The sequence below is a fragment of the Amycolatopsis sp. NPDC033938 genome (assembly GCF_055575975.1).
In genome coordinates this window covers 1-12,131 of sequence record NZ_JBVIRO010000017.1, presented here as the reverse complement: position 1 = coordinate 12,131, position 12,131 = coordinate 1, and the positions used below count along the sequence as shown (strand labels likewise).

Below are 12,131 nucleotides of genomic sequence, written 5' to 3'. Positions count from 1 at the left end.
GGCTGGTGTCTATAGTGCGCTGTGTGGGGGCCAGTGGGCGCTTTCTGCCCCCCTCCCAGGGCCACCCCCGTCGGTAGGGGGCGACAACCCGCCAAGACCCGGGCGTCAGGGGATTCACATCCCACCCCGAGCGGGCGCGCCAGCGCCCATCCCCAGTGTTAACCCTATTCGCCACTCGCGACCCCATGTGGAACCGTATATAGCGTCATCAAAACGGACACCCGAGTCTTCGACAGGTGTCCCTTGTGGGCAGTCGCGCGACGCCCGCCGGCTCGACGGGGAGCTCCTCGCCTGCCGTCAGGCGGCGAGCCGATTACGCCAGGTTTGCCTTACGGCTCAATAAGCGGCGGTTTCTGAGGTTCTCAACTGTCCATAAAGGATTCACCGAGGGCGATTCATCCGGTTGACCACCTTTTGCCCGTGTTATCAAGTCCGTGAAGGCCTCCTTGAGGGACTCTGATTCCCTCAAGGGGGCCTTCAGGACACCGAGTTTCGACGTTGCGACACGAGCAGCGAGCACCGGTGCGACGTCCGATGGCCTTCACCCCCGGCGAGCCACCGTATTACTCCACTGTGGACGCCGTACCGCGGTTCACCCTCGCGGTCATCTCCCGGAGGTGGCCGATCAATTCCGGCGGCTCGTGCACGGTGAACTCGCAGCCGAGTCCCAGCAGGCGGAACGCGAGCCAGTCGAGGGTGTCCGCGCCCGCGTTCCAGACGCAGCAGGCCTCATCGACCGGTTCGAGTTCACCGATGTCGTCCCCGATCGCGGGGGCGACCTGGTTCATCGGCGCGTGCAGGGTCACTCGCGCGCTGTAGGTGGGAAGGAGGCTGTACATCCTGTCGGTGACATAGGCCGCCACGTCCTCGGCGGGCGGCTGCCGCGGGGTGGCCCGGCCGCCGGTCGCTCGCGGCTCGGCGATCCGGTCTGCCCGGAAGATCCGCCAGTCGTCGCGGTCGAGGTCGTAGCCGAGCAGGTACCAGCGGCGCCCGGCCGAGACGAGCCGGTGCGGTTCGACGTGCCGCCGGGATTCGGTCCCGTCGCCGGTGCGGTAGGCGAACCGGGTCCGTTCGGTGTTGGCGATCGCGCCGGCGAAGACGGTGAGGTGCTCCGGGTCGACAGCGGGGCCGGTGCCGGGCAGTGGCACGGTCGCGGCACCCAGCGCGCCGACGCGGTAGCGCAACCGCGAGGGCAGGACCTGTTCGAGTTTCGCCAGTGCCCGTACCGAAGACTCCTCGATACCGGAGATCGCCTGCCCGGCGGCGCTCCGGAGACCGACCGCGATGGCTACGGCTTCTTCGTCGTCGAGCAGTAGCGGTGGCATCGCCGCGCCCGCGCCCAGCCGGTAGCCACCGTCGGAGCCTCGTGACGCGTCGACGGGGTAACCGAGCTCACGCAGGCGGTCGATGTCGCGCCGGATCGTGCGCTGGCTGACCTCCAGTCGTCGCGCGAGCTCGCTGCCAGGCCATTCGCGCGGTGTCTGCAGGAGCGACAGCAGGCTGAGCAACCGGGCGGGCGTGTCCGTCATGCGGTAAGGATGCCCTGGAGAGAGAGGACGGGAGATGACCTGGTTCGGGTGAGCCACACGACAGTGTTTGATTGAACTTGCACCGCTGTGCATAATCATTCGTATGACGGTGAAGATCGCGGTGGCCGGAGCCAGCGGGTACGCGGGCGGCGAACTCCTGCGCCTGCTGCTGACCCATCCCGAAGTCCAGATCGGCGCGCTGACCGCGGCCAGCTCCGCGGGGACGCCGCTCATCCAGCACCAGCCGCACCTCGCGCCCCTGGCGGACCGCGTCCTGCTGGAGACGACCCCGGAGACCTTGGCGGGACACGACGTCGTCTTCCTTGCCCTGCCGCACGGTCATTCGGGTGCCATCGCCGCGCAGCTCGGTCCGGACGTCCTGGTCGTCGACCTCGGCGCGGACCACCGGCTGGCGAACGCGGCCGACTGGCGGCGCTGGTACGGCGGCGACCACGCGGGACAGTGGCCGTACGGACTTCCCGAACTCCCCGGTGCCCGTGAGCGCCTCACCGGGACCAAGCGCATCGCGGTCCCCGGCTGCTTCCCGACCGGCGGTTCGATCGCCCTCGCCCCGGCGTTCGCCGCGGGCCTGATCGAGCCGGAGGTCAACGTCGTCGCCGTGACCGGGGCTTCGGGCGCGGGCAAGAGCCTCAAGCCGAACCTCCTCGGTTCGGAGGTGATGGGTTCGGCCACCGCGTACGGCGTCGGCGGCGCCCACCGGCACACCCCCGAATTCGCGCAGAACCTCTCGGCGGTCTCGGGGGAGCGGGTCAAGGTCTCGTTCACTCCGGTGCTGGCCCCGATGCCGCGGGGGATTCTCACCACCGCGAGCGCCGCGCTCAAGTCCGATGTGGACGCCGACGGTGCCCGTGAGGTGTACGAGAAGGCTTACGCCGCCGAGCCGTTCGTCCAGCTGCTGCCTGCGGGCCAGTGGCCGTCGTCGGCTTCGGTCGTCGGTTCGAACAACGTCCAGCTGCAGGTCACCGTCGACGCCGACACCCGGCGCCTGATCGTGGTCTCGGCTATCGACAACCTGACCAAGGGCACCGCGGGTGGTGCCGTGCAGTCGATGAACATCGCACTCGGCCTCCCCGAAACCACCGGACTACCGACCGTAGGAGTCGCTCCGTGACCGTCACTCAGCCGAAAGGATTCCGGGCCGCGGGCGTCGCCGCCGGGATCAAGGACTCGGGCAAGCTCGACCTCGCGCTCGTCGTCAACGACGGTCCGCTGCAGGTCGCGGCCGGCGTGTTCACCCGCAACGTGATCAAGGCCGCGCCCGTCCTGTGGTCGCAGGAGGTGCTCAAGCAGCAGCGCCTCAAGGCCGTCGTGCTCAACTCCGGCGGAGCGAACGCCGCCACCGGTCCCGGTGGTTTCCAGGACACCCACAAGACCGCCGAGAAGGTCGCCGAACTCTTCGAGGCGGGCGCGATCGAGGTCGCCGTCTGCTCCACCGGCCTGATCGGCGAGCGCCTCCCGATGGACGCGCTGCTTTCCGGCGTGGACACCGCCTTCAAGGAACTCGGGACCGGCGCCGAGGCCGATCTCAACGCCGCCACCGCGGTCATGACCACCGACAGCAAACCGAAACAGGCGGCCGCGAAGCACGACAGCGGCTGGAGCGTCGGCGGCTTCGCCAAGGGCGCCGGCATGCTCGCGCCCAACCTGGCGACGATGCTCTCGGTCCTCACCACCGACGCGGTCGCCACACCCGAGGTCCTCGACAGGGCCCTGCGCGCGGCCACCGGTATCACCTTCGACCGGCTCGACGTCGACGGTGGCACCTCCACCAACGACACGGTGCTCGTCCTCGCGTCCGGCGCCAGCGGCGTCGAGCCGACCGAGGCCGAACTGACCGAGCTGCTCACCGCCGTCAGCCTCGATCTCGTGCTGCAGCTGCGCGCGGACTCCGAAGGCGCGACCAAGTACGTCGACGTCACGGTCACCGGCGCGGTGAACGAGGGCGACGCCATCGCCGTCGGCCGGACGATCGCCGAGGACAACCTGGTCAAGACCGCGCTGTTCGGTTCGGACCCCAACTGGGGCCGTATCGCCATGGCGCTGGGCCGGGTGCCTGCCGGGATCGACCCGGAGAAGGTCGCCATCGCGATCAACGGCGTGACCCTGTTCGCCAAGGGCACCCCCGCCGCGGACCGTTCCGAGGCGGACCTCTCCGGCCGCGACATCAAGATCGTCGTCGACCTCGGTCTCGGCGAAGGCGAGGCGACGATCTACACGACCGACCTCTCGCACGCCTACGTCGAAGAGAACAGCGCGTACTCGTCATGAGCCCTTCCGAATCCACGGTCCCCGCGGACGAACGGCTCGCGACGGCCGCCGAGAAAGCCTCGATCCTCATCGAGGCCCTGCCCTGGTTGCAGCGCTTCCACGGCGCCACCGTCGTGGTGAAGTACGGCGGCAACGCCATGATCGACGAGAGCCTCAAGCAGGCCTTCGCCGAGGACATGGTGTTCCTGCGCATGGTCGGGCTGCGTCCGGTCGTGGTGCACGGCGGCGGCCCGCAGATCACCGCGATGCTCAACCGGCTCGGCGTCGAAGGCGAGTTCAAGGGCGGCCTGCGCGTCACCACGCCCGAGACGATGGACATCGTCCGCATGGTCTTGACCGGACAGGTCAGCCGCGAACTGGTCGGGCTGATCAACGCGCACGGCCCGTACGCGGTCGGCATCTCCGGCGAGGACGCGCGGTTGTTCACCGCCGAACGCAAACAGGCCACTGTGGACGGTGAACAGGTCGACATCGGTCTCGTCGGCGAGGTTTCCGAGGTCAACCCGGACGCGGTGCTCGACATCGTCAACGCCGGGCGTATCCCGGTGGTCTCCACGGTGGCCCCGGACGTCGACGGCGTGGTGCACAACATCAACGCCGACACCGCCGCCGGCGCGCTCGCCGCCGCGCTGGGCGCGGAGAAGCTCGTCGTCCTCACTGACGTCGAAGGCCTCTACGCCAACTGGCCGGACCGTAGCTCACTGGTCGACCGCGTCCGGGTGGACCGCCTCGAAACCCTGCTGCCCGGTCTCGCCAGCGGCATGATCCCGAAGATGGAGGCCTGCGTGCGCGCCATCCGCGGCGGCGTCCGCCGCGCGCACGTGATCGACGGCCGCATCGCCCATTCGGTGCTGCTGGAGGTCTTCACCTCCCGCGGCATCGGTACCATGGTCTTCCCCGAAACGGAGCTCCCGTGACCACGTCTGAGTCCAATGTAGACGTCCAGAAGCGCTGGAAATCGTCCCTCATGGACAACTACGGCACCCCGGCGCTGACCCTGGTCCGAGGCGAGGGCGCGAAGGTCTGGGACGCCGATGGCAAGCCGTACGTCGACCTGGTCGGCGGGATCGCGGTCAACGCGCTGGGCCACGCCCATCCCGCCGTGGTCGCCGCGGTCTCCGAACAGGTCGCGAAACTCGGGCACACCTCGAACCTCTACGTGAACCCGGTCGTCGTCGAGTTCGCCGAGACGCTCCTGGACGTCGCCGGTCTGTCCGGTAACGCGAAGGTGCTGTTCGTCAACTCCGGCGCGGAGGCCAACGAGGCCGCGCTGAAGCTCAGCAGGCTCACCGGGCGCACCAAGATCGTCGCCTGCGAGGGCGCCTTCCACGGCCGCACCATGGGCGCGCTGACGCTGACCGGTCAGCCGTCGAAGCGGGATCCGTTCGCGCCGTTGCTGCCCGGTGTCGTCCACGTCCCTTACGGTGACATCGACGCGCTTCGCGCCGCGGTGGACACCGACACGGCGGCGGTGTTCCTCGAGCCGATCCTCGGGGAGGCGGGCGTGATCCCGGCGCCGGACGGCTACCTCCAGGCCGCGCGGGAGATCACCAAGGCGACCGGAACCCTGCTGGTCCTCGACGAGGTGCAGACCGGGATCGGCCGCACCGGCGCGTGGTTCGCCTTCCAGCACGCCGGGATCGTGCCGGACCTCGTCACGCTGGCCAAGGGCCTCGGCGGCGGCCTGCCGCTCGGCGCCGTCATCGGCGTCGGCGAGGCGGGCGAACTGGTGAAGCCGGGGCAGCACGGGACCACCTTCGGCGGTAACCCGATCTGCTGCGCCGCCGGGCTCGCCGTGCTCAAGACCATCGCCAAGGACAATCTGAACGACCACGTTTCCGCACTGGGCAAGGACATCGCCTCTGGTGTCGAGGAGCTCGGCCACCCGTTGGTCGCCGGCGTCCGCGGCGCCGGGCTGTTGCTCGGCATCGCGCTGCGCGAGCCGGTCTCCGCGGCCGTCGCCAAGGCCGCGCAAGAGGCGGGTTACCTGGTCAACCCGGTCGCCCCGGACGCCATCCGGCTGGCACCGCCCCTGATCCTGAGCGCCGATGAGGCCAAGGGATTCCTCGATGCCCTTCCCGGGGCGCTCGATTCCACCACCACTTAGGACAGAGACGAAACCGATGCTCCGCAACTTTCTCCGCGACGACGATCTCAGCCCGGCCGAACAGGCCGAGATCCTGGACCTCGCCGACCAGTTGAAGGCCGAGCCGCTGAGCTCCCGCGCGCTGGAGGGCAAGTCGGTCGCGGCGATCTTCGAGAAGAACTCCACCCGGACCCGGTTCTCGTTCGAGGTGGGCATCGCCCAGCTGGGCGGGAACCCGGTGATCGTCGACGGACGCTCCATGCAGCTCGGCCGCGAAGAGACCATCGAGGACACCTCACGGGTGCTTTCGCGCTACCTGGACGCGATCGTCTGGCGGACCTTCGCGCAGAAGCGCATCGACGCGATGGCGTCGGCAGCGAGCATCCCGGTGATCAACGCGCTCACCGACGAGTTCCACCCGTGCCAGGTGCTCACCGACCTGATGACCATCCGCGAGCGCAAGGGCAAACTCGCCGGGCTCACCCTGGTCTACCTCGGCGACGGCGCCAACAACATGGCGCATTCGCTGCTGCTGGGCGGGACCACGGCCGGGATGAACGTGCGCGTCGTCTCGCCCGAAGGCTTCCAGCCGGATCAGCAGGTCATGCTCGACGCCAAACACCGATCGAGTGAAACCGGCGGCAGCACCACGGTCTTCACCGACCCGTACGCCGCCGTCGAAGGCGCGGACGTCGTCGTCACCGACACCTGGACCTCGATGGGCCAGGAGAACGACGGCCTCGACCGCGTCGGCCCGTTCCGGGAGCTGCAGGTGAACTCCGCGCTGATGCGCCGGGCGGCGGACGAGGCGATCGTGCTGCACTGCCTGCCGGCCCACCGCGGCTGGGAGATCACCGACGAGGTCCTCGACGGACCGTCGAGCGCGGTCTGGGACGAGGCCGAAAACCGGCTGCACGCGCAGAAAGCGCTCCTGGTGTGGCTGCTGGACGAGAAGCGACGATGACCGGCAGCAGGGTCACCAGGCAGGCCCGGATCACCGAGCTCGTGTCCACGATGGCCATCCGCAGCCAGACGGAGCTCGCGAAGCTCCTGGCGGCGGAAGGCATCGACGTCACACAGGCGACGCTGTCACGGGACCTCGACGAACTGGGCGCGGTGAAGCTGCGGGGCGCCGACTCCGGCGCGCCCGTGTACGTCATCCCCGAGGACGGCAGTCCGGTACGCGGGGTGCAGGGCGGTACCTCCCGCCTCTCGCGGCTGCTCGCCGAACTGCTCGTTTCGGCGGATTCGTCGGGGAACCTGACCGTGCTGCGCACCCCGCCGGGGGCGGCGCAGTTCCTCGCCAGCGCCATCGACCGGGCGGCACTGGAGGAGGTCGTCGGTTCGATCGCGGGTGACGACACGGTCGCGGTGATCGCGAGGGAACCCTTGTCCGGCAAGGATCTGGCCGAGCGCTTCATGGCGCTGGCCCGACGGTCGTCCACAGTGGACGGCGGTGAGGAGGCCGAAGGTGACGCCTGACGGGTTCGCCTTCCCGGACGATCCGGAGAAGGCGATCATCACCTTCGACGAGGGGGTGCCGGTCGCCATCGACGGGGAGACCGTGACGCTGCTGGAAGCCTTCCAGCAGCTGAACCGCCGTGTCGGCGCCTTCGGGATCGAAGGACGCGAGATCTACGAAAGCCCGGGTGCGCTCGCGCTGGTCACCGCGCACGACGAACTGGAGAAGGTCAGCGCCGGGCGGGTGTCCGGCGAAGTCCGCCTGATCCTGCACCGCGGGAACGCGGTCGTGAACTCCGCGCGCGATGAGCGCACACTGTACGACTTCACCACGGGCACCGGTTTCGACCAATCGGTCGCCTGACGAGAACCAAGCAATCCGAGGAGTGTTGTGAGCGGGAATGAGCAGCCGGTGCAGCTGTGGGGCGGCCGGTTCGCCAGCGGACCGGCCGAGGCGATGGCGGCGCTGAGCGCGTCGACCCATTTCGACTGGCGGCTGGCGCCGTACGACATCGCCGGTTCGCGGGCACACGCGCGAGTGCTGCGGAAGGCCGGGCTTCTCACCGAGGACGAGCTCACGGGCATGCTCGCCGCGCTGGACACGCTCGCGCAGGACGTCGCTTCGGGCGCGTTCACCCCGACCGTCGCCGACGAGGACGTCCACACCGCGCTCGAACGCGGTCTGCTGGAGCGGGCGGGCACCGAACTAGGTGGCAAGCTGCGGGCAGGCCGTTCCCGCAACGACCAGGTCGCGACGCTGTTCCGGATGTGGCTGCGCGACGCCGCCCGCCGTGTGGTCGCCGGCACCCTTGGCGTCGTCGACGCGCTGGTTTCGCAGGCGGACCGGCATCCGGACGCGGTCCTGCCGGGGCGCACCCACCTGCAGCACGCCCAGCCGGTCCTGCTGGCGCACCACTTGCTCGCGCACGGCCAGTCGTTGCTGCGCGACGTCACCCGGCTGCGTGACTGGGACGCTCGCACCGCCGAATCGCCTTACGGTTCCGGCGCGCTCGCGGGTTCCTCACTCGGCCTCGACCCCGAGGCCGTCGCCGCGGAACTCGGCTTCGACACCAGCGTCGAGAACTCCATCGACGGCACCGCCTCGCGGGACTTCGTCGCCGAGTTCGCCTTCGACGTCGCGATGCTCGCGGTCAACCTGTCGAGGATCGCCGAAGAGGTGATCATCTGGAACACCGCCGAATTCGGCTACGTCACCCTGGACGACGCGTGGGCGACCGGCAGCTCGATCATGCCGCAGAAGAAGAACCCCGATGTCGCCGAGCTGACCCGCGGCAAGGCGGGACGGCTCATCGGCAACCTCACCGGCCTGCTCGCGACGCTCAAGGCGCAGCCGCTGGCCTACAACCGGGACCTGCAGGAGGACAAAGAACCGGTCTTCGATTCCGTCGAGCAGCTGGAACTGCTGTTCCCGGCGATCGCGGGCATGCTCGAGACGCTGACCTTCCACACCGACCGGCTCGCCGAACTGGCGCCCGCCGGGTTCACCCTCGCCACGGACATCGCCGAATGGCTCGTGCGCCAGGGCGTTCCGTTCCGCGTCGCGCACGAGGCGGCAGGGGAGAGCGTCCGTGTCGCCGAGGGCCGCGGTGTCGGGCTGGACGAACTGACCGACGAAGAGTTCGAGAAGATCAACCCGGCGCTGACGCCGGCCGTGCGCGAAGTGCTGACCGTCGAAGGCTCGGTGCGTTCGCGCAATGCCCGCGGCGGTACCGCTCCGGAGCGGGTCGCGGAGCAGCGGGACCGGCTGGTCGCGCGGGTCACCGAACACCGCGCCTGGCTGAGCTGACAAGTGGGTCGAGCTCGTGGCCTGCGGCCTGGAAGTACATGATGGTCCCCTTCCTGGCGCCTGGCGCAAGGAAGGGGACCATCATGTACTGGGGAAACCCCCCGTAGGCACCTCAAACACCGTTGGCCAGAACGGCACTTATCCACTCACGACTCAGGACGTGTCGCGGTCAACCGACCGGAGTCGTGGTGCACACCGCGTTACCCCGCTGCTTCCAGGCACCGGCGACGTTCTCGAAGAACTGCAGGCAGAGCAGGGAGCCGGGGTCGAAGGACTTTCTGATCGCGAACGTGTCGCTGCTCTCCGTGCTCGACCGGCCGGGCAAGTTGTATCCGTTGGGGCCGAACACGTTGAAGTATCCGTACTTGCCGACGATTGGCGAGTTCCGCGACGCGACGAGGGTCGTCACGTAGTTGGCCGTCCCGTTCGTGGTGTTGCAGTAGTAGGAACTGCAGACCTTCTCGGAGGCCGCGGAGGCCGTTCCGGTCATGAGCGCGGTCGACGCCGCCGCGGTGAGCGTCCCGAGGACGGCGAAACGCGTGAGAAAGGTTTTGACGGACATTCTTGGCCTTTCGTCGGGGACCCAGGGCACCGACCGTGGCACGGCGCACTAACCGCGCACTAACCGCGCGCTAAGCGTCGACGGCCCCGGTCCGGGATAAGGTCGGCTGAGGGAGATCGCGAGGACAAGGGGAGTGCGGAACGTGGAGACCGGCAGACAGTTCACCCGGCGGGAGCTGGCGCTGGATCCGGTGGAGCTGTCCACGCTCCTGCTCGGCGCGGTGCTGGAAGCGACCGGTCCCGACGGCACGGTCGCCGTCCGCCTGGTGGAGGTCGAGGCCTACCGCGGCCTCGACGACCCCGCGTCGCACTGCTATCGCGGCAAGACCCCGCGCAACGAGGTCATGTGGGGACCGGCCGGGCATCTGTACGTGTACTTCGTCTACGGAATGCACTTCTGCGCCAATGTCGTCGGTACCGAAGACGGGCAGCCGGGTGCCGTGCTGCTGCGGGCCGGGGAAGTGGTGGCCGGCGCGGACATCGCCAAGGCGCGCAGGCCGTCCGCGCGCGGCAACGGCGAACTCGCCAAAGGCCCGGCCATCCTGACCTCGGTACTCGGCATCGACCGGGCGGAGAACGGCATCGATCTGACCGACCCCGCGTCACCCGTCCGGCTGTTCACCGGCGAGCGAGTGCCGGAGTCGTCCATCCGCACCGGGCCGCGCGTCGGCGTCGCGATGGCCATGGACACGCCATGGCGGTTCTGGATCGACGGCTCGCCCGCGGTCTCCACCTATCGCCGGGGCGGCAAGCGGCGGGCGGCGGCCCCCGGCCGATAGTCGGTTGACCTGGTGCGGGAGGATCTACAGGCGTGAGCGAGCACATCCTTGACGAGCTGACCTGGCGCGGCCTGATCGCGCAATCCACCGACACCGACGCACTGCGGCGAGACCTCGACCAAGGACCCCTCACGCTCTATTGCGGATTCGACCCGACCGCGCCGAGCCTGCACGCCGGCAACCTGGTCCCGCTGCTGATGCTTTCGCGCTTCCAGCGCGCCGGGCACCGCCCGATCGTGCTGGCGGGCGTCGCCACCGGCATGATCGGCGACCCGCGCGACACCGGTGAGCGCACCCTGAACACGGTGGACACCGTGTCGGAGTGGGCCGACCGGATCCGCGGTCAGCTGGAGCGGTTCGTCGACTTCGACGGTTCGCCGACAGGCGCGATCATCGAGAACAACCTGGACTGGACCGCGAAGCAGAGCGTGGTCGAGTTCCTGCGCGACGTCGGCAAGCACTTCCCGGTCAACATGATGCTGAACCGGGAGACGGTGAAGCGCCGCCTCGAAACCGACGGCATCTCCTACACCGAGTTCAGCTACCTGCTGCTGCAGTCACAGGACTACCTGCACCTGTACCGCGAGTACGGCTGCAAGCTGCAGATCGGCGGCTCGGACCAATGGGGCAACCTCGTCGGCGGGGTCGACCTGATCCGCCGGACCGACGGCGGGCACGCCCACGCGCTGACCGCGCCGCTGGTCACCGACTCCGACGGACGCAAGTTCGGGAAGTCCACCGGCGGCGGCAGCGTCTGGCTCGACCCGGAGATGACCTCGCCGTACGCGTGGTTCCAGTACTTCCTGAACGTCGCCGACGCCGACGTCATCCGCTACCTGAAGATGTTCTCCTTCCTCGGGCAGGAGGAGATCGCGGCACTCGCCGAGGACACCGAACAGCGGCCCCACCTGCGGTCCGCGCAGCGAAAGCTGGCGGAGGACTTCACGACGCTGGTGCACGGCGAGGCGGCGACCCGCCAGGTCATCGCCGCGAGCCAGGCGCTCTTCGGCAGGGGAGAGCTGCGTGAACTCGACTCGCCGACCCTCGACGCCGCGATGGCCGAGGTGCCCAACGGCAAGGTCGACCCGAACGGCGAGGCGACGATCGTCGACCTGCTGATCGCCGCGGGGCTCGTCGACAGCAAGGGTGCCGCGCGCCGCACCGTCAAGGAAGGCGGCGCGTACGTCAACAACACGAAGATCGCCGACGAGGAGTGGAAGCCGTCCGCGGACGACGCTCTGCACGGCCGCTGGCTCGTGGTCCGCAAGGGCAAGCGCAACGTCGCCGGCGTCCGCGTCGGGGGCTGATCGCGGCCCCGGCCCGAAACAGGGGCCTTGACCTGCGGAAACGCAGTTAAGGTACCCCCCTGTTTCGGGCCCCTGCGGGCCATGTAAAGTTCTCCAAGTCGCCAGGGAAACCGGGTGGCCGACCGGGACACGAACCAAGCTCTCGCTCAGCGCGATTGAGTGGGTGTCCCACCAAAAACTGCTAGGAATGACTGCTTCGGATAAGGCCGCGTAGTGTGGTGCGATCTGGGGTGTGTTGCTTGAGAACTCAACAGTGTGCTAGTGAACTAAGCCAGTAGAGCTTATGTATTTGAACCTCGTATTGAGGTTCCT

General features: G+C 68.8%; 12 protein-coding genes. 10 read left to right on the top strand and 2 right to left on the bottom strand.

All coding sequences use genetic code 11. The features are described from left to right. Nucleotides 1-563 precede the first annotated feature (563 nt). On the bottom strand, nt 564-1,529 hold the full coding sequence (locus ACZ5ZX_RS32220; RefSeq protein WP_465505756.1) for a helix-turn-helix transcriptional regulator: 966 nt from the start codon (nt 1,527-1,529) through the stop codon (nt 564-566). A gap of 103 nt (nt 1,530-1,632) precedes the next feature. Here ACZ5ZX_RS32220 and argC point away from each other — a divergent pair, with 103 nt between their 5' ends. The 8 genes from argC to argH are packed head-to-tail and all read left to right on the top strand — an operon-like array spanning nt 1,633 to nt 9,172. Next, entirely contained in the window at nt 1,633-2,661 is a 1,029-nt protein-coding gene (gene argC / locus ACZ5ZX_RS32215; RefSeq protein ID WP_465505755.1) for an N-acetyl-gamma-glutamyl-phosphate reductase, read from the top strand. Continuing rightward, nucleotides 2,658-3,818 (top strand): bifunctional glutamate N-acetyltransferase/amino-acid acetyltransferase ArgJ, encoded by a 1,161-nt coding sequence (gene argJ, locus ACZ5ZX_RS32210; RefSeq protein WP_465505754.1) that lies wholly within the window; start codon nt 2,658-2,660, stop codon nt 3,816-3,818. Before argC ends, argJ begins: the two co-directional genes overlap by 4 nt. Beyond that, a complete protein-coding gene (gene argB / locus ACZ5ZX_RS32205) occupies nt 3,815-4,735 on the top strand; it encodes an acetylglutamate kinase (RefSeq protein ID WP_465505753.1) in 921 nt (306 codons plus the stop codon). Before argJ ends, argB begins: the two co-directional genes overlap by 4 nt. After that, nucleotides 4,732-5,925, top strand: coding sequence for an acetylornithine transaminase (locus ACZ5ZX_RS32200; protein ID WP_465505752.1), 1,194 nt, complete (start codon nt 4,732-4,734; stop codon nt 5,923-5,925). The genes argB and ACZ5ZX_RS32200 overlap by 4 nt, the downstream gene beginning before the upstream one ends. 16 nt (nt 5,926-5,941) lie before the next feature. Continuing rightward, on the top strand, nt 5,942-6,868 hold the full coding sequence (argF, locus tag ACZ5ZX_RS32195; RefSeq protein WP_465505751.1) for an ornithine carbamoyltransferase: 927 nt from the start codon (nt 5,942-5,944) through the stop codon (nt 6,866-6,868). Beyond that, nucleotides 6,865-7,386 carry an arginine repressor gene (locus ACZ5ZX_RS32190; RefSeq protein WP_037313092.1) on the top strand — a complete coding sequence of 174 codons (522 nt, stop codon included), beginning with the start codon at nt 6,865-6,867 and terminating at the stop codon, nt 7,384-7,386. The genes argF and ACZ5ZX_RS32190 overlap by 4 nt, the downstream gene beginning before the upstream one ends. Beyond that, a complete protein-coding gene (locus ACZ5ZX_RS32185) occupies nt 7,376-7,729 on the top strand; it encodes an argininosuccinate synthase (protein WP_465505750.1) in 354 nt (117 codons plus the stop codon). The genes ACZ5ZX_RS32190 and ACZ5ZX_RS32185 overlap by 11 nt, the downstream gene beginning before the upstream one ends. A 27-nt stretch (nt 7,730-7,756) precedes the next feature. Then, complete coding sequence (gene argH, locus ACZ5ZX_RS32180; RefSeq protein WP_465505749.1) at nt 7,757-9,172, top strand: argininosuccinate lyase; 1,416 nt, start codon at nt 7,757-7,759, stop codon at nt 9,170-9,172. A gap of 169 nt (nt 9,173-9,341) precedes the next feature. Here the strand turns inward: argH and ACZ5ZX_RS32175 are convergent, their stop codons facing one another. Next, entirely contained in the window at nt 9,342-9,734 is a 393-nt protein-coding gene (locus tag ACZ5ZX_RS32175; protein ID WP_465505748.1) for a hypothetical protein, read from the bottom strand. Nucleotides 9,735-9,876: 142 nt separating this feature from the next. Between ACZ5ZX_RS32175 and ACZ5ZX_RS32170 the strand changes: the two genes are divergently transcribed. Both ACZ5ZX_RS32170 and tyrS read left to right on the top strand, forming a co-directional pair. Beyond that, nucleotides 9,877-10,512: a DNA-3-methyladenine glycosylase gene (locus tag ACZ5ZX_RS32170; RefSeq protein ID WP_465505747.1), complete on the top strand. Its 636-nt coding sequence runs from the start codon at nt 9,877-9,879 to the stop codon at nt 10,510-10,512. Between the two features lie 32 nt (nt 10,513-10,544). Further along, nucleotides 10,545-11,819, top strand: a complete 1,275-nt coding sequence (gene tyrS / locus ACZ5ZX_RS32165) for a tyrosine--tRNA ligase (RefSeq protein ID WP_465505746.1) — start codon at nt 10,545-10,547, stop codon at nt 11,817-11,819. Nucleotides 11,820-12,131: the final 312 nt, after the last annotated feature.